Origin of the sequence: Maribacter forsetii DSM 18668, from assembly GCF_000744105.1 — a bacterium.
GTDB classification, from domain to species: domain Bacteria; phylum Bacteroidota; class Bacteroidia; order Flavobacteriales; family Flavobacteriaceae; genus Maribacter; species Maribacter forsetii.
This window is the reverse complement of the sequence record NZ_JQLH01000001.1, coordinates 929,031-953,181: the sequence shown is the minus strand read 5'-3', so window position 1 is coordinate 953,181 and position 24,151 is coordinate 929,031. Positions and strand designations below refer to the sequence as shown.

Genomic DNA, 24,151 nt, shown 5'->3' with positions numbered 1-24,151 from the left:
AATTCGTATTAAGAATTAAGCATTGCCCAAAGTTTATCTTTCAATTCTACAATACCCATTTGCGCTACAGACGATATAAACATGAAAGGTGTACCGTTTAAATCTTTTTCTAGCTCAGCTCTCATTTCATCCATCAACTCATCATCTAGCATATCGCTTTTAGAAATACAAATAAGACGCTCTTTGTCTAATAACTCGGGATTATAACGTCTTAACTCATCCAATAAAATCTCATACTCCTTGCTGATATCTTTACTATCTGCAGGTATTAAGAACAACAAATTCGCATTACGTTCTATATGTCTTAAAAAGTAGTGACCTAAGCCTTTGCCTTCTGCAGCACCTTCAATAATACCAGGAATATCTGCCATTACGAAACTCTTGAAATCGCGATACTCTACAATACCCAAGTTCGGTTTTAAGGTCGTGAACTCGTAATCAGCAATTTTTGGCTTTGCTGATGTTATAACTGATAACAAAGTAGACTTCCCTGCATTTGGAAAACCCACTAGACCAACATCTGCCAAAACTTTAAGCTCTAAAAGAAACTCCCCTTCTAGACCGTCCATACCGGGTTGTGCATATCTAGGCGTTTGGTTTGTAGAAGTTCTAAAGTGCCAGTTACCGCGCCCCCCCATACCACCTTTGAGAAGAATTCTCTCTTCACCATGCTCGGTTATTTCAAAAAGCACTTCTTTGGTTTCAAAGTCTTTAACTACCGTACCCAATGGCACATCTAAATATACATCTTCACCATCAGCACCAGTACTACGGCTTTTACTACCGTGTGCACCATGACCTGCCTTAAAATGTTTGGTGTATTTGAAATTGATCAAGGTCCAAAGGTTTTCGTTACCTCTAACAATTATATGTCCGCCACGACCACCATCACCACCATCAGGACCACCTTTGGTAATAAATTTTTCACGGTGCAAATGCACAGATCCCTTGCCTCCTTTACCAGAAGTCAAACCCACTTTTACGTAGTCTACAAAATTACCTTCGGTCATTGTTATTCGTTCAATTCAAAATCTCTCATCAATATCTTCAATGCGAGAATTTCTATATTATTTTAAGCCTTCTATTACTTCTGTAAGGCGTTCCGTAATTTCGGAAATGGTACCAATACCGTTTACACTATGGAACTTACCCTGTGCCTCATAAAATTCTTTTACAGGAGTAGTTTTTGCATTGTACTCATCAAAACGATTTCTGATCTTGGCTACATCTTGATCATCTGTTCTACCACTAACCTTACCTCTCTCTAAAAGACGTTCAATTAAAACTTCATCATTTGCCTCTAGCGCTATAGTAGCATTTATGCCCATATCTTTAGATTCTAGGAAATTATCTAAAGCTTCGGCTTGTGCAGCGGTTCTAGGGAAACCGTCAAAAATGAATCCGTCTGCATCAGCGTTCTTCTCCACTTCTTCTTGCAACATTTTAATAGTTACCTCATCTGGCACTAGCTCTCCTTTATCAATATATGACTTGGCCAAAGTACCTAACTCCGTTCCGTTTTTGATATTGAATCTAAAAACATCTCCCGTAGAAATATGTTTTAAATTATATTTCTCTTTTAAGAATTGTGCTTGTGTGCCCTTGCCGGCTCCTGGCTTACCAAAGAGTACAAGATTAATCATATGTTTCTGGTTTAATTGGTATACTTCTTTTAAATTTCTTCCTTGTTCCTTATAATCTAGACCGTAACCTACAATAAAATTATCTGGTATGGCCAAACCAAAATAGTCAATGGCATATTCGCCTTTGTACACATCTGGCTTATAAAAAAGACTAGCTATTTTAAATTCTTTGACCTTGGTCTTGGAAAACAAATGCACTAATTTCTGCAAGGTACGCCCGGTATCAATAATATCCTCTAATATAATGACACTGCGCCCTTCTATATTCTCTGGTACATCTAACAAGGTCTCTACAATACCCGTAGATGTTAAGCCTTGGTAAGAACTCAATCTTACAAAAGAAACTTCGCAGGGGTGTTGGTAAGCTTTCATTAAATCTGAAACGAACATAAAAGATCCGTTTAACACGCCAACAAAAATGGGTGTTTCATCTTTATAATCTACAGCAATTTTATCGGCAACCGTTTTTACCGCCTGCAAAATTTCAGATTCGCTGAGATAAGGTTTAAAAAACTTGTCGTGAATTTGTATCAATTTTCATAAATTATCAAGGTCAGCAAAGATAAGCTATTGCCTTGTGTTTTTAATTAGAAAGGAATTGGTTTCTAAGATTTAACCGTATTTTTGTAGTACTTAAGGCGTTTTTTCAACTGCCAAAAGCAACAATTATATGGATTATTTTTCTTCAGATTTTAAATTAGGCATTTTAGGTGGTGGTCAACTAGGTAAAATGATGTTGTATGAAACGCGAAAATGGGATATTTATACCAAAGTATTAGATGGTTCTGCTGAAGCGCCAAGTAGAATGTCATGTAACGAGTTTGTTCAAGGCAGTCTTTTAGATTTTGATACGGTTTACAATTTTGGCAAAGATGTAGATGTGTTGACCATTGAAATTGAAAATGTAAATTTAGATGCTTTAGAGAAATTAGAGGATGAAGGCGTTAAAGTATATCCACAACCAAAGGCGTTACGCATTATTCAAAATAAAGCCAGGCAGAAATTATTTTATGTTGATAATGACATACCTACTGCAGATTTTCAGCGATTTGCTTACCTAAGTGAAATTGAAGATAGTATTGAAAATGAAGCATTACAGTTTCCTTTTGTATGGAAAGTTGCGCAATTTGGATATGACGGACAAGGCGTAAAAGTCGTTCGTAGTTTAGCCGATTTAGAAGGATTACCTACTGGAGAGTGCATAGCAGAAACTATGATTCCATTCAAGAACGAATTAGCGGTAATCGTATCAAGAAATGCGGAAGGAGAAATTAAGACCTACCCAGTTGTGGAAATGGAATTTCATCCAGAAGCCAACCAAGTGGAATACGTGATTTGTCCTGCCCGTATAGATGAAAAAGTGGCTAAAAATGCAAGAGCACTCGCATTAAAAGTAGCGGATAAAATAGGTCTTACAGGATTGTTAGCGGTTGAAATGTTCCAAACCGAAGATGACCAGATATTGGTTAATGAAGTAGCACCAAGACCACATAATAGCGGGCACTATAGTATTGAAGCCAGTTACACCAACCAGTTTGAGCAACATATACGTAGTATTCTAGGGCTACCATTAGGAATAACCGATAGTAAAGTAGCAGGTGTAATGGTGAATTTGGTAGGTGCGGAAAACCATACGGGAAATGTGGTTTACAAAAACATCGAGGAAATTTTAGGGATGGAAGGTGTTACTCCACATATATATGGTAAAGCACAAACAAGACCATTTCGTAAAATGGGACATGTAACCATAGTTAACGATGACTTAGGCAAGGCAAGAGCCATAGCCGAAAAAGTAAAAGAAACAATACAAGTGATTTCAAAATAAAAAACATGAGTAAAGTAGCCGTAGTAATGGGTAGTACAAGTGACATGCCCGTAATGCAAGACGCCATAGATATTTTAAAAGGTTTTGATATAGAAGTAGATGTAGACATTGTATCTGCCCATAGAACACCTGAAAAATTGTTCGATTTCAGTAAAAATGCACATACTAGCGGATATTCGGTTATTATAGCCGGTGCTGGTGGTGCAGCGCATTTACCAGGTATGGTAGCGTCCATGTCTCCTTTACCTGTAATCGGAGTTCCTGTAAAAAGCAGCAATTCTATAGATGGATGGGATTCTGTACTATCCATTCTACAAATGCCAGGTGGTGTACCAGTAGCAACTGTAGCATTGAACGGTGCAAAAAATGCAGGAATTTTGGCTGCTCAAATTATAGGTAGCTCAGATAAATGTGTTTTAGACAAGGTGATTTTGTATAAAGAAGGTCTAAAGCAAAAAGTTATCGATGGCGCTAAAGCTGTAAATGGCAAATAGTTAGTAAAAAACCTCGGAATAAGCCGTGAAGCATTGAATTGAAAATTTTATTTAGATTTCGACTGAAACGTCGGAGCATTTAAATCTCGATTATCGAGTAAAACTAATTTTAATTTATTTGGGTGGTCTTGAATTTGACACTTGAACTTGAACTTGAAATATGAATCCATTATTATCCCCTTTTGATACTGCTCCATTTTCACAAATTAAAAACGAGCATTTTAAACCCGCTTTTTTACAATCTATAGAAGATGCAAGAGCGGAAATAGATGCAATTACCAATAATACGGAAGCTTCTACTTTTGAAAACACGATTGAAGCATTGGAATTTTCAGGTCAGCAATTAGACCGAATTTCAAGTGTGTTTTTCAACTTGAATTCCGCTGAAACCAATGAGGAAATTCAGAAAATTGCACAAGAAATTTCTCCATTACTTTCAGAATTTGGTAATGACATTACCCTAAACGAAGATTTATTCAAAAGAGTAAAAGCAGTTTATGACCAAAAGGATGATTTAGACCTTACCGTAGAGCAAAACACCCTTTTAGATAAGAAATATAAGAGCTTTAGCAGAAACGGCGCTAATTTATCCGAAGACAAAAAAAATCGTTTACGTGAGATCGATGCTAAACTGGCAAAGCTGAAACTAACATTTGGCGAAAACGTACTTGCCGAAACCAATAGATTTCAACTACACCTTACGGATGAAGCCGACCTTGACGGATTACCAGAAGGTGAAAAAGAAGCAGCCGCACAATTGGCGATTTCAAAAGGCAAGGAAGATGGCTGGATGATCACATTAGATTACCCTAGCTATATACCTTTCATGAAATATGCTAAAAACCGTACATTACGTAAAGAACTTTCATTGGCATTTGGCAGCAAGGCTTTTCATAATGATGAATTGGACAATCAAGAAAATGTGCTAGAAATAACGAAATTACGTTTTGAGAGAGCCAACTTACTAGGCTATAAAACCCATGCCGATTTTGTATTAGAAGAGCGCATGGCAGAAACTCCTGAAAAAGTACATTCCTTCTTAAACGAGTTACTTGAAAAAGCGAAGCCGGCTGCAGAACGCGAGTTTAAACAATTAGAAGATTTCGCTAAAAAACTAGATAATATTGACCGTTTAGAAAAATGGGACAGTAGTTACTATTCTGAAAAATTAAAGCAAGAGTTATTTAATTTAGATGATGAGAAACTGAAGCCATATTTCAAGCTTGAAAATGTAATTAATGGAGTTTTTAAAGTAGCAGAAAACTTATTCGATTTACAGTTTGAAGAGGTTCATGACATTGAAAAATATCATGACGAGGTAAAAACCTATAAAGTTTACGATGCCGACAAGAATTTTATATCTCTCTTTTATGCTGATTTTCACCCAAGAGCAGGCAAGCGTGGTGGCGCGTGGATGACCTCTTTTAAAAGCCAATGGAAAAGAAACGGCAAAAATGTGCGTCCGCATATATCGAACGTTTGCAACTTTACTCCTTCAACAAAGAGCAAGCCTTCATTATTGACTTTTAATGAGGTAACGACCCTATTCCATGAATTTGGACACGGTTTGCATGGCATGCTGGCAAACACCACCTACCCTAGCCTATCTGGAACATCTGTATTTTGGGACTTTGTAGAATTACCTAGTCAGGTTTTAGAAAACTGGTGTTATGAAAAAGAAGCATTAGAGTTGTTTGCAAAGCATTACGAAACCGGAGAAACCATACCAATGGAACTGGTTGAAAAAATAAAGGAATCGGCAACCTTTCAAGAAGGTATGCAAACGCTACGTCAATTAAGTTTTGGACTTTTAGATATGTCTTGGCACGGTATAGACCCAACAGGCATTACCAATGTAAAAGCACATGAAGATGAAGCTTTTAAAGACACCAGTCTTTACCCTGCAACACCAGAAACTTGTATGAGTACAGCATTCTCACATATTTTTCAAGGAGGATATTCTTCTGGGTACTACAGCTACAAATGGGCAGAAGTGTTGGATGCAGATGCCTTTGCTTATTTTAAAGAAAAAGGAATTTTCAATAAAGAAGTAGCAACTAAATTTAAAGACAATGTACTGTCACAAGGTGGTACTGAAAACCCAATGGTTTTGTATAAAAGATTTAGAGGTGCTGAACCTAAAGTAGAGGCTTTATTGGAACGTGCCGGTTTGGTTACGAGCTAAAAGAAAAGAGTTCAAGACAACTATAAAATACACGTAGACAGCAGTTAATGCAAAAGTGACAACAATTTATTTTCATGGAAGTGTCATAACGATATATTGCGCTTATTTCAATATACCATTCCATGAAAAAACTTGTTTTTCCATTTATTGCTATACTTCTATTCTCATGTAGCAAAGACTCAGAGGTACTAACTTCAGAGATATCCGAAGAAAATAAAAATAGCCAACCAATATTAAACGCCCAAGCTTTTAGTATAGATGAGCATGCCGCTATAAATACTATAATAGGTACGGTAACGGCTACTACTAGTGACAACGACAGCCTAACTTTTAGTATTGACTCTGAAAGTGGAATAGAAATCAATGAAAATAACGGAGAATTATCTGTTGGCGCTAATTTAATTTTAGATTTTGAAAGTCAAAATATTATTCCTTTCACCATTTCGGTTTTTGACGGTGCATCAATTGTTGATCAAGATTACAACTTAACGGTAAACGATGTCAATGAATATGATTTACTAAACGAGGATCAAATGGAAATCATAGATTATTTCAATCACCTTACACTATGGCAATCACCCACACATACAGCGTTAAATCACAATAGTAGATGGCAAGAACCTATGAACATCTTTTTAGATGGTTCAACCCCAGAACTAGAAGCTATAGTTTCAGAAGTCGTAGAAGAATACAATGTGCTTTTTGAAAATAGTGATTTTAACATTACTATCGTTGATAGTGAACAAGAAGGCAATGCACATTTATTTTTAGGCGAAACAGCCGATGTAGAAAACATTTGGGAAGACATGTTCCAAATAATAAATGGTAAAACATTTAATGGTTATGCCATGACTGCCAACAACAATTCTATCTTAAATGAAAGTAGAATTTGGCTATCGGTATCGTCTTCTATATTATTTAAGCATGAACTGGGTCATGCTCTAGGTTTTGGACATTCGGACAAATGCGATACTGAAAACAGTTTTATGTGCTCTAACATAAGTAATAATCACGACTTTTTGGAGATTGAAAAAGAAATTATTAGGCTAGCATATTCCAATGAATTATCTGCCGGTTTGAACGAAGAAGAAATTATGTGGTTTTTAGCAAACAAATTAATTTTGAAAAACTAACTGTAAATCAAATATTTAAACATTATATTGTAGTAATATAACTACAGCACAATCCTTTACAACAAGTAGTTTATTCTTTATGCCTTTGGCGCCAAACTTAAAACACACTTTGTAATGGAAAAAGGAAATACTCCTTTACATAATGATCAACTATTGAAAACGACCAATAGCCCTACAAGTATCGGCATTTTTCAATTTGACATCAACTCCAACGAAATATACTGGAATGATGACTTAAAAGAAATTCACCAAGCACCCTTAAATTTCACACCGCAGGCGGAAGATTTATATGGAAACTGTTACTACCCAGACCAAAAAGAATTACTGACCAAAGCCCATAAAAAAGCAATTAACAAGGGCTTTCCATTTGAGCTAACTTACGAGATCCTAACCCAAAAAGGTAAAAAACGTTTAGTAAGAACTACGGTGCAATCTGTTTTAAAAAATGGATGTTGCACTTGTCTTCATGGCACCACTATAGATATTTCGCATTTTAACAATTCACAAGTTGAAACAGTACAGCATCTAGAGCAGTTAAATGCCGCAGAAATTTTGGCAAACTCCGGATCATGGAAATGGAATATTATTACGGGCGAATTAAAATGGCCCGATAATTTCTACAACATTTTTAACCACGATAAAAATTGCCCAATATCATACAACGTATATCTAAGCTATATTCACGAAGACGATAGAGATGCCATAGAAGCAAAATTTGAGCTTGCGTTAAAGACTAAAAAATTCCCCAAATCTAGTTATAGGATTCAATTGAAGGATGGAACTATAAAAACGTTATCCGCGGATGGCAAAGTGATATCTAACGAAAAAGGAAAAGTGGTGACCATGATTGGAACATGCCAAGATATTACCGATAGCATTGCCATAAAACATGAACTTACACAAACCAATCAACAATTAAAACTAACTGAAAATGTAAATAAATCAGGCTCTTGGCAGTTAGACTTATCTAAGGATGTATTTAGATGGACAGATAATCTCTATAGAATATTTGAAATAAAGATTGGCACAAAAATGAGTTTTGAAGTGCTTCAGAAATATATTCATCCAGATGATTTAGAACATCTTAAGGAAAAATTCAATGAAATATTAGTCAAAAAGCAATCTCACACATTTTCACATCGTATAATTTCAAAAAATGGGGCTGTAAAAACCGTACAAGTTGTGTCAGATGCCGTTACAGATACTAACGGAAATGTCAAATTACTCATAGGTACTACTCAAGACATTTCCTCTAAGATAAATAGAGAATTAGAGCTTACACAAACGCATCAACAGCTAAGTTTAACCGAAAACAATAACGAAGCAGGTACATGGTCATGGAACCCTATTACAGGTATGTTTAAATGGTCAGAGAATCTATACCAAATTATGGATTTTGACAAAAACACTCCCATGAATTTTGAGGTATTGTATACTCGCATACACCCCGATGACAAACACATTGTTGACAATTCAATGCAATTTGTACAAGACACAAACTCTAAATGCACGTTCATTCATAGAATTATAATTAGCGACGGTAGCATAAGAACTTTAGAAATTGTTGCAGATATAGTATCTAACGAAATAAATAACGAAAAAGAATTAATTGGAACCGCTCGAAACATTACGAGCACATTACATTTAGAACAAGAATTACAAGAAAAAGAAGAACTACTTAATTTCGCAGAACATCTTACTAATATGGGCTATTGGAGGTACAAACCTGCCACAGATGATGTATTTTGGTCAGATAACGTTTATGTCATATTTGATCATCCAAAAAATAAAAAAATAACTTTTGACTCTTACTTCAATAAAATTCACCCAGAAGATCAAGAAGCTACCAAATTAAAAATCGATAAATCAATTAACGATCATAAGTTCTACAGTTATACTCATAGAATTATTACGGACGACAATATTATTAAAATCATTCAAATTATAGGAAAGGTCACGTATAACAATGAGGATGGTCTACAAGAACTTTTAGGAACTTGTTTAGACATTACCGAAAACCAAACAAAAGAGTTAGAACTAGCGCAAAAAAACCATCAATTAAACAGTGCCGAAAAAATGGCAATGATTGGTTATTGGCAGTGGAATACCGCAACCAATGAAGTTTTTTGGTCAGACAATTTACATGCCATTTACGGTCATGACAAAAACAAACCGTTAACTTTTGAGACTTACATAAATTATATTCACGAAGACGACCGACAGGGAATTGCTATAAAACTCACTAATGCAATGCAAGAGGGAGATTTTCCAAGTTCCACTTATAAAATTCAATTAGATGATGGCACAATTAAGATAATTAAATCTATAGGCAAAATTGTTAGAAACAGTAAAGGGGAGGTTCTTGAAATGTCTGGCACTTGCCAAGATATCACAGAAGCCAGACATAGGGAACTAGAGCTATTACACAAAAACCACCAATTAAGTTTAGCCGAAAAAATGGCCAATTTAGGTTCTTTTCAATGGCAGCCCAAGAAAGAAATTTTTAAATGGTCTGATAACCATTATAGAATATATGGCTATGAACCCGGTGAACATATTGATTTAGAAAAATCTTTGGCAAAGATCTATCCTCCAGATTTAGAAAAAGTAAAACAAGTTTCAACTGAAATAGTAGAAGGAATAGAACACAAACATGTAAATTATCGCATTCAATTAGATAAAGATACTATTAAGACATTAGAGGTCAGAGGAGTTACCAGTATTGATGAAGATGGCAATTTAGAAATTACAGGGACAACTCAAGATATTACCAGCCGTGTTAAAGCCGAGCAAGAAATAAACGAGAAAAACCACTTACTTTCCGTATCCGAGAAAATGGCGATGATGGGATCCTGGAAGTGGAATCCCGGAACTGGAGTATCAACTTGGTCAGATAACCTTTACAAGATATTTGGGATTGAATTACACACTCCTATTACTGTAGAGGTGTTTTTATCTAAAGTATACCCTGAGGATGTCGATAATGTAAATAATCAAATTAAAAATATATTAGACTCCCACCAAAGTGATAAAACACTTGGATTTCGCATTTTAAGAGATGACGGCTGCATAAGGTCATTAGAATTACTGGCTGAAGTTATTGAAGATCAAAATGGAAATATTCTAGAATTAATTGGAACAACACAAGACGTAACGGCTAAAATAAAAGCAGAAGAAAAAATTAAAGAAAAAAATGAACTACTCTCTTTTTCAGAAAAAATAGCCAAGATGGGCTCATGGCATTACGACACCCATACCGATAAATTAAAATGGTCAGATAATCTATTTAAGATTTATGGATTAAAAGTAAATACCCCCATGAATATGAGTATATTCTACTCTAAAATACACCCAGAAGATATTGAAAATGTAAAAAACCAAGTTAAAAAATGCATAGATGGAGACGAAAGTTATAAATCTATAAATTTTCGAATAATCTTAAATGATGGCAATATTCTTTTCATAGAATCAATAGCAGGCATCACTAAAAACCACATTGGCGAAGTAATAGAAGTAGCCGGTACTGCTCAAGACATTACTGAACGGTTAAGGATAGAAAAAGATATAGCTGAGAAGAACCATAAACTATCTCTTGCAGAAGAACTCGCCATGATCGGTTATTGGCAATTAAATATTTTTAACGACTCATTTATTTGGTCAGATAACATGTATAGAATTTTTGGTTTTGAAGTTGGTATTGCTATGAATTTTGAACTACTTCTTTCTCATACCCACCCAGAAGACCAAGAATTATTAATAAACAAGAAGAATAAAGCAATTACCACTAAAGAATTCAAAAAATTTACACAACGCGCAATTTTAGACAATGGAGACCAAAGATTTATTGAAATTGTAGGCAAGGTAATCACCAATGAAAGTGGAACAATTACAGAAATTATTGGTTCATGTAGAGATATTACAGATGAAATACTATCACAACAGAAGATTCTAGAAACCAACAAACATTTGGAAAAATCAACGAAAACATTAATTTCAAAAAACAAACAACTTGCAGAATTCAATCATATTACATCACACAATTTACGCTCTCCCGTCAGCAATTTAAACGCCCTTTTAAATCTTTACAACAAAACCGATAATAAAGATAAGAAACTAGAAATTTTTGGCAAATTTGAAACTGTAATAGAACACTTATCAGATACACTTAATGCTCTAATAGAGACGATAACCATAAAGCATAACGCTGTTATTATTAAACAAGAACTTTCTTTAGAGCAAATCTTACATAAAATCAAAGAAATTTTAGCTGCAGAACTAATAGAAACAGGAGGGGTTGTTACCTGCAATTTCACAAAAGCTAAAAATGTAAAATATAATCCTATCTATTTAGAAAGTATTTTTCTTAATTTAGTTAGTAATTCTTTAAAATACAAATCACCAGATAGAGTACCTAAAATTTTTATATCATCTGAAATAGTAAATGGAAAAGTACTTTTAAAATTCAAGGATAATGGATTGGGTATCGATATGAAAATTCACGGAAACAAAATATTTGGTCTCAACAAAGTTTTCCATAAACATCCGGAAGCTAGAGGACTAGGGCTATTTTTGACTAAGGCACAAATAGTTTCAATGGGTGGCTCAATATCTGTTGATAGTGAAGTTAACAAAGGAACAACATTTAATATTTCTTTTAATTAACAATAAGATGGACAATAATATCAAAGTTTGCGTAATTGATGATGACGAGGTTTTTCAATACACCATATTCCACACCTTAGAAGCACACAAATCTGTTGGAAAGATTATTCCATTTACAGATGGAGCCGAAGCGATGAGTTTTTTTAATGAAAATATAAGTGAGAGATATGAGCTACCTGATATTGTTTTTCTAGACATAAACATGCCTGTAATGGATGGCTATAGATTTATGGACGAATATATAAAGTTATTACCCAAATTTTCTAAAAAAATTACCATTTACATCTTGTCCTCTTCTGTAGACTTAGTAGATTTTGAAAAGGCAAAAATGATAAAAGAGGTAACTGATTACATTGTTAAACCAATAAAAGACAATCAATTAACTAAAATTCTAGCTGAATTATAAATATATTTATAGATGTTTTAGCACGAAAAAAGCTTCGAAATCAACTTGTAAATCCCCAACATTATTAAAGCCATGTTCTGCTAACTTAGTTTGAGATTTTAAACTCCCCCTCTTTTTTACAGTAAACTTATTTTTTTATTCTTATCTAAAACTAGTACTTAGTCATTAAATTGACTGAAAAACCAATAGATGTTCAAAGCTCTTTCATATACCTCTTTTCTTAGAGTCATGTAGAGTTCTTACAATTATTAAAACTTCCTTGGAGGCTTCATCACCCAAAAAATTTAACATAAATTCCAATTCCATTGGAGCAAATTTCACCTAGACGATAAAAGACAAAGTAAAAAGTAGTATTTTTCTTATTATTTTAACATTTACGTTAAAAATAAAAAATATAACTAAAATTAATTTACTTTTGAATCGCAGAAAAACAATGGAAACAAAAAACCTAAATCCTGACAAATGGGTAGATCTCTATGCAGATTACCTATTTAATTACGCCATTACAAGGGTAAGTGATGCAGAAATAGCAAAAGATCTTGTTCAAGATACTTTTATAGCAGGTCTAAAATCTGCTAAAAATTTTAAAGGGGACGCAGCAGAACGCACTTGGCTAATTGCAATTCTAAAACGTAAAGTCATTGATCATTATCGTAAAATAAATTCGAAAAAAGGTAAGGCAGAAGTTCGCATGAGTTACAGCTCACAGACCGATGCAGAGGGTGACTGGATGGAAGAACGCATTGCAGACCCTAATAGCAATTTCGAAAACGATGAAATCGAGAATGAAGAATTAGGTCTTGCCATTCAAAAATGCATCTCTAAATTACCTAAAAAACAAGCTCAAGTTTTCACCATGAAAACAATAGAAGGAATGGAAACTGAAGATATTTGTAATGCTTTAGGGATTAATGCGTCTAACCTTTGGGTAATGATACATAGAGCCAGAACAGGCTTAATGGGTTGTTTAAATCAAAATTGGTTTTAGTTATGATGATTTCATGTGAAAAGGCGGCAGTTATTTGCAACAAAACTCAATACGAAGAAGCTTCTAATTGGGATAAAATAAAATTAAAGTTTCATTTACTTATGTGCAAAACCTGTGCAAAGCATAGTAAGGACAATACTAAATTAACATCTCTTTGCAATCAAGCAAGATTGGCTGTTTTGACAGATGATGAAAAAAAGAAGATGAAAGAAAATTTTAAAAAAGCTAAATAGTACACTTTTTACTAATTATAAAAAGTAACCACCAAAACAATGGTATTGCTTCTACCCAAAAAGACGAGAAGTATTTCTTTTGACTAGTTCCCGTTTTAAGCAGCATTAGCAATAACACGATAAACAAAATGGTTTTTACAGCAATATGAACCAGGTTTAAATCCGTTTTCAAGAAAGTAATAGCGTAGAAAAGAATTGTCCAACCGTACCCTATCATTTTGGTTCCATTTACGCCCACCCTTTGTGGCAAAGTCTTAAGTGCTGCACTATCATATTTTAAGTCTCTTATCTCAAACGGTACCAAAAGTATCAATACAAAAAGAAATCGCTGTATCGTCTCAATTTTTACATTCCAAGAAATTTCATCTAAGACAGAAATAGCTGGTAATAGCACTGTAGCACCGGCCCAGACCGCAGCGACAATTAAAATTTTCAATCCGCTGAAACTTCTAAAATTTTTATGCCTTGGTAATACCGGCAAAGCATAGAGTCCAGTAACTGCCGCTAAAATAAATAGCCACACAAATACCCTTTCAGATAGAAAAAACAATTGATACCCTGCAACCAACAGGCATCCAAAACTAAAAAACTGAATGTTTTTTTGATATGTATTAACCACGAGAATATACTTCTCTGCTTCTACCCCAAATTTTACAAAATTATAGCAGCCAACAGACCCGAAAAAAATAAAAAAATAGAGTTCTATCTGTACGGTTATGTTTAATGTTAGTGCGGTAACATGAACCAAGCTAAATATTGCCAAAGCAACATGAATACTAGCATCTAGGTAAAAATCAAAAATCTTTTTGATCATGGTCATTAAACAAAAGTAGTTAAAGTGTTTATAACCTTTTGTTTTGGTTAAAAACTTTCAAGTTATGAGCATCTTATGGCACTAATTAAAACACATAAAAGTGGTAATTTTACACTTTATATAACAATAGTATCTATGAAGACTGACGTGTTTGCTTTACGCCATATCGGCATTAGGGAAGAAGATTTAAATACCATGTTCAACACGGTAGGTGTTGAACATCTGGAACAGCTTATTTTTGAGACCATACCAGATCATATTCGTTTAAAAGAGCCTCTACAACTTGATCCTGCTATGAGTGAGCATAAGTTTCTTGCCCACACGGAGGAGTTATCAAAAAAGAACAAGGTTTTCAGAACCTATATCGGTTTAGGATATCATGAAAGTTTGATTCCGTCAGTAATCAAAAGAAACATACTAGAAAATCCGGGATGGTATACGGCATATACTCCGTACCAAGCGGAAATTGCCCAAGGTAGATTAGAAGCATTATTAAACTTCCAAACCATTGTATCGGATTTAACAGGTATGAAATTGGCCAACGCTTCCCTACTAGATGAAAGTACGGCAGCAGCAGAAGCCATGACCATGCTTTTTGATGTTAGAAGTCGTGAACAGAAAAAGAATGCCATTGTAAAATTCTTTGTATCCGAAGAAATATTACCGCAAACATTATCACTTTTAAAAACACGTTCCATTCCATTAGGAATTGAATTGGTTATAGGCAACCACGAAGAGTTCGACTTCAGTTCTGATTTTTATGGTGCCTTATTACAATACCCTGGTAAATATGGACAAGTGTATGATTATGCTGGTTTTGTAGCCAAAGCAAAAGAAAATGATATAAAAGTAGCCGTAGCTGCAGATATCATGAGCTTAGTATTATTGACTTCTCCAGGAGATTTTGGTGTAGACGTAGTTGTAGGTACCACGCAACGATTTGGCATTCCGCTTGGTTATGGTGGTCCTCACGCAGCATTCTTTGCCACTAAAGAAGAATTTAAAAGAAATATTCCAGGGAGAATAATCGGTGTAACAAAAGATACTGATGGTAAGCCAGCTTTAAGAATGGCTTTGCAAACCAGAGAACAGCATATAAAGAGAGATAAAGCAACTTCCAACATTTGTACCGCACAGGTTTTGCTTGCCGTAATGGCGGGTATGTACGGTGTATACCACGGCCCAAAAGGACTTAAATATATAGCCTCAAAAATTCATGCTACGGCGGTTACTTTGGTAGATGCTTTGGAAAACTTGGGTATTTATCAAATAAATTCTGCTTATTTTGATACTATAACGGTAAAGGCAGATGCTAAAAAAATACGCACAATAGCCGAAGCTAATGAAGTAAACTTCTACTATGTAGATAATGATACTATTTCCATTGCGGTCAATGAAGCTACTTCTTTAAAAGACCTTAATCAGATTATATCTATTTTCGCGGAGGCTCTTGGCAAGTCAGCACCAGAAGTCACAAACTTACTAGACTCAACTTCAATACCAAATAATATTCAGCGCAGCAGTTCTTTCATGGAGAACAAGGTGTTTAATTCTTATCACTCAGAGACTGAATTAATGCGTTACATTAAAAAACTAGAACGCAAAGATCTAGCCCTTAACCATAGCATGATTTCTTTAGGAAGCTGTACCATGAAGTTAAACGCAGCTAGTGAAATGCTACCTTTAAGTTCATCTAACTGGGGAAATATTCACCCATTTGTACCGGTAGACCAAGCGGAAGGATACCAAACCATATTAAGAGAACTTGCAAAAGATCTTTCAGTTATTACAGGTTTTGCAGATACATCATTACAACCAAACTCTGGCGCACAAGGAGAATATGCAGGATTAATGGTTATTAGAGCTTATCACGAATCTAGAGGAGAATCTGAAAGAAATATTTGCTTGATTCCTTCATCTGCACATGGTACCAACCCGGCTTCTGCGGTAATGGCAGGCATGAAAGTTGTGGTAACCAAAACGGATGAAAAAGGAAATATCGATGTTGCCGACCTAGAAGAGAAAGCAAAATTACACTCAGACAAATTAGCTGCCTTGATGGTAACCTACCCTTCTACGCATGGTGTATTTGAATCATCGATTAAACAGATTACAAAATTAATTCATGATCATGGCGGACAAGTTTATATGGATGGTGCCAACATGAATGCCCAAGTAGGCTTAACTAATCCTGCAACTATTGGTGCAGATGTTTGTCACCTGAACCTTCACAAGACTTTTGCCATACCACATGGTGGTGGTGGTCCTGGTGTTGGTCCAATATGTGTAGCTCCACAATTAGTACCATTTTTACCAAGTAACCCGGTAATAACAACTGGTGGTGAAGATGCTATTACGGCTATTTCCGCAGCACCATGGGGAAGCTCATTGGTTTGCCTTATTTCCTACGGATATATTAAAATGTTAGGAGAGCAAGGTCTAACTCAATCTACAAAAATTGCAATTCTTAACGCCAACTATATTAAGCATAAACTTGAAGGTAAGTTCGATGTACTTTATACAGGTGAAAAAGGAAGAGCTGCCCATGAAATGATCTTGGACTGTAGACCATTCAAAAAAAATGGCATAGAAGTTACGGATATTGCAAAACGACTTATGGATTATGGTTTTCACGCACCAACAGTTTCTTTTCCTGTAGCAGGAACGGTGATGATAGAACCTACCGAAAGCGAAAATTTAGCTGAATTAGACCGCTTTTGTGATGCCATGTCATCTATCCGTGCAGAAATTGACGAATCAAATATTGACGAGCCAAATAATGTACTTAAAAATGCACCGCACACTTTAGAAATGGCTACCACGGATGATTGGCAATTTCCATATTCCAGACAAAAAGCAACTTTTCCTCTACCCTACATTGCCGATAATAAATTTTGGCCATTTGTACGTAGAGTTGACGATGCATATGGAGACCGTAATTTAATTTGTACTTGCGCACCCATAGAAGCGTATATGGAAACTGAATAATAGCTACAAACCCATACTACAAAGCCTTTTCACCATTTTGAAAAGGCTTTTTTTATACTCCGTATTTAAAATAAAATGGCTTGACCATCGTAAAATTTATTATGCATGCATATAATATTTTTACAATTTGATTAAATTTCGGTTACAAATCAAAATTTAAAAATGAGCATATCAATTACGGGAACGGGAAGTTATATTCCTGATTTAAAAGTTTCTAATACAGATTTTAATAACCATAATTTTTTAAATTTAGACGGTAGTTCTTTTAAACACGACAACGAGGTTATTATTGAGAAGTTCAAAGCCATAACCGGTATTGAAGAAAGGCGATATGCTCCCAAAAAATACACTACTTCCAACCTAGCTTTTTTCGCCGCGGAAAAGGCTATAGAAAATGCCAAAGTAGACAAAGAAACGATAGACTATATTATAGTTGCCCACAATTTTGGAGACCTTAAAGACGGGTATATACAAGGTGACACCCTACCAAGTTTAGCTACTAGGGTAAAACACCAATTACAGATAAAAAATCCTAAATGTGTTGCTTATGACTTAATATTTGGTTGTCCAGGTTGGTTAGAAGGTATGATCCAAGCCAATGCATTCATCAAAAGTGGTATAGCAAAAAAATGCCTGGTTATTGGAGCGGAAACTTTATCAAGAATTGTAGATGACAATGATCGTGATTCTATGATTTATTCGGACGGAGCAGGTGCGGCTATTGTAGAAGAATCTATTGATGGCGGTGAAATCATTGCTCATGAGTCGGCAACCTTTGCAATTGACGAAGCCAACTATCTATTTTTTGGAGAATCTTATAACAAAGAAGATGAAAAGAAAGCCTATTATATAAAAATGTTCGGCAGAAAGATTTACGAATTTGCTGTCACCAACGTACCACCCGCAATGGCTTCGTGCTTAGATAACAGCGGTATTAAAATTGAAGAGGTAAAGAAGATTTTTATTCATCAGGCAAACGAAAAAATGGATGAAGCTATAGTAAAACGCTTCTACAAAATATATGGCAAAGAAATGCCCGAAGGCGTTATGCCCATGAGTATTTCTAAATTAGGAAACAGTTCAGTTGCTACCATACCTACATTATTTGATCTAGTAAAAGACGGTAAATTAGAAAATCAGGAAATTAAAAAGGGAGATGTTGTTATCTTTGCTAGTGTTGGCGCCGGAATGAACGTCAATGCAATGGTATATAGAATCTAAACATGTACGAGAACACTTTTCCGAACAAACGCTACAAGCATACATTACAATTTTTACGTAAACACATCAACACCAATGAGTCTATACTAGATTTAGGGGTAGAGAATCCGTTTACCAAAATAATGCAACAAGACGGTTACCAAGTAACCAATACTAGCGGAGAGGATTTAGATATTGACTTTAGTTCCGTAACCAATACAGATGCCGAGGTAATGACAGCATTTGAAATATTTGAGCATTTGTTAGCGCCGTTACACCTTTTATCCAATTCTAAATCTAAAAAACTTGTAGCAAGTATTCCATTGAAGCTTTGGTTTTCACCCGCATATAGAAGTAAAACGGATAAATGGGATAGACATTATCATGAGTTTGAGGATTGGCAATTTGATTGGTTATTGGAAAAAGCCGGTTGGGAAATACAAGATTCAATGAAATGGACCAATCCTGTAAAAAAGCTAGGCTTTAGACCTTTTCTAAGGTTATTTACACCTAGGTACTATATTGTTTACGCTACCAGAAAATAAGAGACTATATCAAATATGGATTACTACATAGTTATTCCTATACACAACGAAGAAGCTTTTTTAAAAAGCACACTAGACTCAATTTTACAGCAGACGCTTTTACCCAAAGAAGTCATTTTAATCAATGACAACTCTACCGACAATACAGAATCTATAATAGACCAATACTGTTCTGGGAACACCTTGTTTAAAAAACTTAATTCTACTTCTTCTACACAACACATGCCTGGTAGCAAAGTAATAAATGCTTTCAACAAGGGGCTTAATTTATTAGATAACAATTACGATTTCATTGTAAAATTAGATGCCGATGTAATTTTACCCTCTAATTACTTTGAAGTGATAAGCGCACATTTTAAAACAAATAAAAATTTGGGTATTGCGGGTGGCTTTATTTATGAGCAAAATAGCACAGGTAAATGGGTTTTAAATCACCCAATGGATAAAGATCATGTTAGAGGCGCAATCAAAGCCTATTCTAAAGCTTGTTTTAAGGCGATAGATGGATTGAAAAACGCAATGGGATGGGATACAGTAGATGAGCTCTTAGCAAGGTTTCACGAGTTTTCTATACTTACCGACTCCCAACTTAAGGTAAAGCATTTAAGACCCACCGGAAAAGCATATAACGCCAAAGCTAAAAGGTTACAGGGAAAAGCAATGTACAGTATGCGTTATGGATTTATAATCACAACTATTGCTTCTTTGAAAATGGCCTTGAAAAATAAATCTATAAAGTCATTTTGGAACAATATGCTGGGATACATCCAAGCTACACGAAATAATACTGCTTATTTAGTAACTGAAGAAGAAGGCAAATTCATCAAAGACCTGCGGTGGAAGAATATTAGGAGAAAAATTAAATCATAAAAAAAGCCATCTAAATAGATGGCTTTTTTATATTCTATGAGGTTCTAATTAGAAACCTAATTGTTTTTTAACATCAGCTAAAAGGTCTTTACCCTTTGCAACGATTAAACCACCACCTGCTTGCGCATCAATAACATAATCAAAGCCCTGTGCAGCTGCAACTTGCTCTATAGCAGCTTTTGCTTTTTCAGATATAGGAGCAAATAACTCAGCTTGTTTCTTTTGGAATTCTTGTTGAGCTCTTTGTTGAGCTTCACCAATATTCTTTTCGTAACCCTGTAATTCTACCGCTCTTTTTTCGTTTTCTTCTTTAGACTTCGCAGCAGCTTCGTTTTGGTATTGCGTGTACTTGTTACGCAATTCTGTCATTGAACCTTCAATATCTGCATTGTAAGTTTCTTGTAATTTCTTAAGCTCTGCTTCTGCAGCTTTCATTTCTGGCATTGCCGATAATAATTGAGTAACATCTATATGAGCTACTTTACTTTGGGCATTTACAAAACTTGTCGTTGCTACGAACAACAATAAGGCTACCACAATTTGTTTTACTTGTTTCATGAGTGTAATTTTAATTCAATTTTGAGTGTTAATGTACGGTCGTTAAACCTATTTAAATAGTACCGTTATCATCTTTTTCGGTATCGCTATTTTCTTCTTCTTTATTGTCACTTCTTTCTTTCAACTTTTCTTGCCTTTTAGCCTCGCGCTCCTCTAACAACTTCTTTCTTCTTTCTTCGTACGCTTTCTTTCTTTCTTCTCGTAATTTTAGTTGCTCCGCTTTCGCATCTGCTGCACTTTTCTCTCTTGTTTCGGCTGCTTGTGTTGCTTTATCCAAGCGTTCTTGTAATGCCTCACTTACTTCCTCTTCCTCTTCTCCTTCAAAATCATCTAATCTACTACGATCATTTGATTTTTTCGTTGGTTTGCTAATTTTTCTTGTTCTAGCAATGCCTCTCAGTACCAAATCACTGATATCATGCCTTTTTTCGGAATACAACATTACAACATCCGCAGATTTATCAAAAATAAAATCATACTTTTTATTCGTGCCAATTTTCTGTACTTCATTGAACACTTGATCTTGTATAGGCTGTATCAACCTTCTTTTTTGCAATACTAAATCTCCTTGTGGTCCAAAACGATCTTGTTGGTACTCGATCATCTCACGTTCCAAAATTTGAATTTCCTCTTCACGTTCTTCAATAAGCTCTGGAGTTAACAGCACTTTCTCTGCCATTAAATCTTTCTTCATCTGCTCCACAACACTTTGCTTCTGCTCAACTTCAATCTTCCAACGTTGTACTTTGGTTTCTAACTGCTCGGTCGCTTCTCTATACTCATCTACATTCTGTAGTATGTACTCCATATCTACATAAGCCATTCTTACCCCTCTTTGGGCAAAACCCTGCATAGTCATAAAGATGACCGAAACCACTAATAGAACTCTTGTCTTTGTACTCATTGTTAATGTCGTTTAATCCTATAGAAAATATCGTGCCAAAATTACTAAATCTTTTAAAATTAAAGGATTAGCATAAAGCACGAATATAATAATTCAATGAAAATTAAAACTGTTGACCAATAATGAAGTGAGTTTGCCATCCGCTTGGCCCTTGACCTGAAGACGCTGGATTTAGATCTTCATCGAACCCATAACCAAAATCAATACCCAACAAACCAAATGCTGGCATAAAGATACGCAGCCCCACACCGGCCGATCGTTTTAATTCAAACGGATTAAAGTTCTGAAAATTGTTGAAAGAATTACCTCCTTCTAAAAATGCAAGTCCATATATAGATGCAGAAGGTTTCAATGTTAGTGGATATCTTAACTCTAGCGAGAATTTATTATAAAGTAAAGCCCCTTCTACAGACCCATCATCAGAATAAGGGGTAATAGCTTGCTCATCATAACCTCTAAGCTGAACTACATCTCTACCATCTAGTGTAAAATTACCTAAACCATCACCACCTACGTAAAATCTTTCAAAAGGCACATCACCAACGGCACTATTATAGTTCCCTAAAAAGCCAAATTCCGCATTACTACGAAGTACTAGTTTATCAACAAGAGTAGTATACCAATCACCTTTAAACTTCACCTTATAATACTCTAACCATCTAAAACGTTCTTGATCAATTTCTTCTAGTTCTGCTTGTTCAGCAGCTGTTCTATTTACCGATGCGATGTCTTCAATCTCATCAGATCGATCCTGCAAAGACCTATAATCTTTATTACTAAACAAAGACCAAGGAGGAGTGAATTTTGCAGACATTTCAAATGTTGATCCTGACATAGGGAATATTCTACTTGGTCCCTGTGAACTTCTAGAGATACCAAAAGTGTACGCCAATGAGTTAGCCTTACCATCACCAAAATTAAACAGCCCTATGTTGTAATTTCTAAAATCATATAACTGGTAACTTAGTGAGTGTGAAATGGTAAAGAAATCATCCGGCCATTGTACACGTTTTGCCAAACCTGCAGTTATACCCGTAATAGAAAACTGTTGATCTTTATCAATATCAATATCTCCACTAGTATCAAAAGAAGCTGCAAATTGTTGTGTTCTAGACATACTTAAATTAAAACGTACCGGCTTTTTACCACCTAACCATGGTTCAGCAAAGTTTAAGCTATAAACCCTGTATGTTTGACTTGCCTGCAAACGAAGTGCAAAAGTTTGTCCATCACCCATTGGTACTGGTTTGTACTTTTCACCATTAAATAAATTCTGAATAGAGAAGTTACTAAACGATAGTCCTAAAGTACCAATGAAACCACCGCCACCATAACCACCTTGTAATTCAATTTGGCTAGAACCAGATTCAACAAGGTTCCATGCCAAATCTACCGTACCTTCATTTGGGTTGGCATTCAAAACATCTGGTGTAATCTGCTCCGCATCAAAAAAGCCAAGTTGACCTAATTCACGAATAGTTCTAATAATATCTGCCTTATTGTATTTTTGACCAGGTCTTGTACGTAATTCACGATAGATTACATGATCATTGGTTTTATCATTACCTGAAACCGTAACGTGATCTAGGAAAGTCTCTTTACCTTCTATAATTCTTATTTCAAAATCTATAGTATCGTTAGCAGCAGACATTTCTACCGGATTAATAGTAGAAAACAAGTACCCATTGTTTTGATACAAACTAGTTACGTCACTTGGGTCTGGCTTAGAATTATCCGCAATTCTTTCACGTAATAATACACCATTATAAGTATCGCCTTTTTGAATTCCCAAAACTCGATTTAATTGACGATCCGTATATACTGTATTACCTACAAAGTCGATATTACCAAAATAGTACTTATCTCCCTCTTCTACCTTTATCTTTAAATCAATGTTATTTTCATCGACTTTAATAATAGAATCAGACAAAACACGGGCATCACGATATCCATTCTCTGCAAATTTATCTACAAGTAGACCAAGATCTTCTTCATAGTCTTCTTGAATATATTTTGATTTTTTCCAGAAACGACCAAATTTTTTCTTCTTAGTATTTTTTAAAGCTTTACGTAATTTCTTGTCAGACAACTGTTCATTACCTTCAAATATGATATCACGAATCTTAACTTTATCTCCTTTATTAACGTTTACTACCATATACTGTGTATTGGTATCAGTAGTATCTTTAGAAGTAGCAATATTAACATCGGCATTTAAATAGCCTTGCTTTTTGTACTTATTGGTGATATAGTTTTTAGAATTGGAAATTAAACTTTCAGTAATTTTCTTCCCTTTTTTAAGGTCAGTATCCTTAATAAGGCTTTCAACTTTACCTTTTTTAACACCATAAAACTTAACATTAGTCAATGTTGGACGTTCAATTATGTTCAATTCCAAGAAAACGGTGTTCTCCTCTATATTAGTAATAAAGATGTCAATTTCACTGAAAAGCTCTAGACCCCATAATTTTTTTATGACTTCGCTAATTTGTTCTCCTGGCAATGTAATAGGCTGACCTACTCTTAACCCAGTATAAGTTTTCACCGTTTGCTCATTATAACTTTGCAGTCCGGTAACGTCTAAACCTCCTAAAATATAGCTTTTGCCGTCCTCATAGGAAGCATCCTGTGCGGCGGCAATAAAGGTGGTCAAAAATAAAAGGGTAGTTAAAAAGTGGTTCAATGATATGAACCTGGTCATAT

The 24,151-nt window shown here is 35.1% G+C and carries 18 protein-coding genes; 12 read left to right on the top strand and 6 right to left on the bottom strand.

Going from position 1 to position 24,151, the window contains the following annotated elements:
* Positions 1-8: 8 nt before the first annotated feature.
* Entirely contained in the window at positions 9-1,010 is a 1,002-nt protein-coding gene (obgE, locus tag P177_RS03960) for a GTPase ObgE (protein ID WP_036152048.1), read from the bottom strand.
* A 57-nt stretch (positions 1,011-1,067) separates the two neighbouring features.
* On the bottom strand, positions 1,068-2,177 hold the full coding sequence (locus tag P177_RS19610; protein ID WP_084684626.1) for an adenylate kinase: 1,110 nt from the start codon (positions 2,175-2,177) through the stop codon (positions 1,068-1,070).
* Between the two features lie 136 nt (positions 2,178-2,313).
* Between P177_RS19610 and P177_RS03950 the strand changes: the two genes are divergently transcribed.
* The 8 genes from P177_RS03950 (at position 2,314) to P177_RS03915 (ending at position 13,569) form a co-directional block, all read left to right on the top strand.
* Positions 2,314-3,468, top strand: a complete 1,155-nt coding sequence (locus P177_RS03950) for a 5-(carboxyamino)imidazole ribonucleotide synthase (RefSeq protein ID WP_036152046.1) — start codon at positions 2,314-2,316, stop codon at positions 3,466-3,468.
* Between the two features lie 5 nt (positions 3,469-3,473).
* The gene (gene purE / locus P177_RS03945) at positions 3,474-3,962 is read left to right on the top strand and encodes a 5-(carboxyamino)imidazole ribonucleotide mutase (RefSeq protein ID WP_036152044.1); all 489 of its coding nucleotides are present in this window, start codon (positions 3,474-3,476) and stop codon (positions 3,960-3,962) included.
* A gap of 160 nt (positions 3,963-4,122) precedes the next feature.
* Positions 4,123-6,147: a M3 family metallopeptidase gene (locus P177_RS03940; protein WP_036152043.1), complete on the top strand. Its 2,025-nt coding sequence runs from the start codon at positions 4,123-4,125 to the stop codon at positions 6,145-6,147.
* A gap of 122 nt (positions 6,148-6,269) precedes the next feature.
* A complete protein-coding gene (locus P177_RS03935; RefSeq protein ID WP_036152042.1) occupies positions 6,270-7,280 on the top strand; it encodes a cadherin domain-containing protein in 1,011 nt (336 codons plus the stop codon).
* A 114-nt stretch (positions 7,281-7,394) separates the two neighbouring features.
* Positions 7,395-11,942: a sensor histidine kinase gene (locus P177_RS03930; protein ID WP_036152041.1), complete on the top strand. Its 4,548-nt coding sequence runs from the start codon at positions 7,395-7,397 to the stop codon at positions 11,940-11,942.
* Between the two features lie 7 nt (positions 11,943-11,949).
* Entirely contained in the window at positions 11,950-12,348 is a 399-nt protein-coding gene (locus P177_RS03925; protein WP_036152040.1) for a response regulator, read from the top strand.
* Between the two features lie 433 nt (positions 12,349-12,781).
* The gene (locus P177_RS03920; protein ID WP_036152039.1) at positions 12,782-13,336 is read left to right on the top strand and encodes a sigma-70 family RNA polymerase sigma factor; all 555 of its coding nucleotides are present in this window, start codon (positions 12,782-12,784) and stop codon (positions 13,334-13,336) included.
* Positions 13,337-13,338: 2 nt separating this feature from the next.
* On the top strand, positions 13,339-13,569 hold the full coding sequence (locus P177_RS03915) for a hypothetical protein (RefSeq protein WP_316930775.1): 231 nt from the start codon (positions 13,339-13,341) through the stop codon (positions 13,567-13,569).
* Here P177_RS03915 and P177_RS03910 read toward each other — a convergent pair.
* Positions 13,562-14,389 (bottom strand): UbiA prenyltransferase family protein, encoded by an 828-nt coding sequence (locus P177_RS03910; RefSeq protein ID WP_036152030.1) that lies wholly within the window; start codon positions 14,387-14,389, stop codon positions 13,562-13,564. The genes P177_RS03915 and P177_RS03910 overlap by 8 nt on opposite strands.
* 129 nt (positions 14,390-14,518) lie before the next feature.
* Here P177_RS03910 and gcvP point away from each other — a divergent pair, with 129 nt between their 5' ends.
* The 4 genes from gcvP to P177_RS03890 all read left to right on the top strand — a co-directional run bounded on the left by gcvP (position 14,519) and on the right by P177_RS03890 (position 19,986).
* On the top strand, positions 14,519-17,371 hold the full coding sequence (gene gcvP / locus P177_RS03905) for an aminomethyl-transferring glycine dehydrogenase (protein ID WP_036157754.1): 2,853 nt from the start codon (positions 14,519-14,521) through the stop codon (positions 17,369-17,371).
* A gap of 162 nt (positions 17,372-17,533) precedes the next feature.
* Positions 17,534-18,592: a 3-oxoacyl-ACP synthase III family protein gene (locus P177_RS03900; protein WP_036152023.1), complete on the top strand. Its 1,059-nt coding sequence runs from the start codon at positions 17,534-17,536 to the stop codon at positions 18,590-18,592.
* A gap of 2 nt (positions 18,593-18,594) precedes the next feature.
* On the top strand, positions 18,595-19,116 hold the full coding sequence (locus P177_RS03895) for a methyltransferase (RefSeq protein WP_036152021.1): 522 nt from the start codon (positions 18,595-18,597) through the stop codon (positions 19,114-19,116).
* A 15-nt stretch (positions 19,117-19,131) separates the two neighbouring features.
* On the top strand, positions 19,132-19,986 hold the full coding sequence (locus P177_RS03890) for a glycosyltransferase family 2 protein (RefSeq protein WP_036152019.1): 855 nt from the start codon (positions 19,132-19,134) through the stop codon (positions 19,984-19,986).
* Between the two features lie 48 nt (positions 19,987-20,034).
* Here the strand turns inward: P177_RS03890 and P177_RS03885 are convergent, their stop codons facing one another.
* The 3 genes from P177_RS03885 to P177_RS03875 form a co-directional block, all read right to left on the bottom strand.
* A complete protein-coding gene (locus P177_RS03885) occupies positions 20,035-20,544 on the bottom strand; it encodes an OmpH family outer membrane protein (RefSeq protein ID WP_036152017.1) in 510 nt (169 codons plus the stop codon).
* 52 nt (positions 20,545-20,596) lie between these two features.
* Positions 20,597-21,448, bottom strand: coding sequence for an OmpH family outer membrane protein (locus tag P177_RS03880; RefSeq protein WP_036152016.1), 852 nt, complete (start codon positions 21,446-21,448; stop codon positions 20,597-20,599).
* Between the two features lie 103 nt (positions 21,449-21,551).
* Positions 21,552-24,149, bottom strand: a complete 2,598-nt coding sequence (locus tag P177_RS03875) for a BamA/OMP85 family outer membrane protein (protein WP_036152014.1) — start codon at positions 24,147-24,149, stop codon at positions 21,552-21,554.
* Positions 24,150-24,151 lie beyond the last annotated feature (2 nt).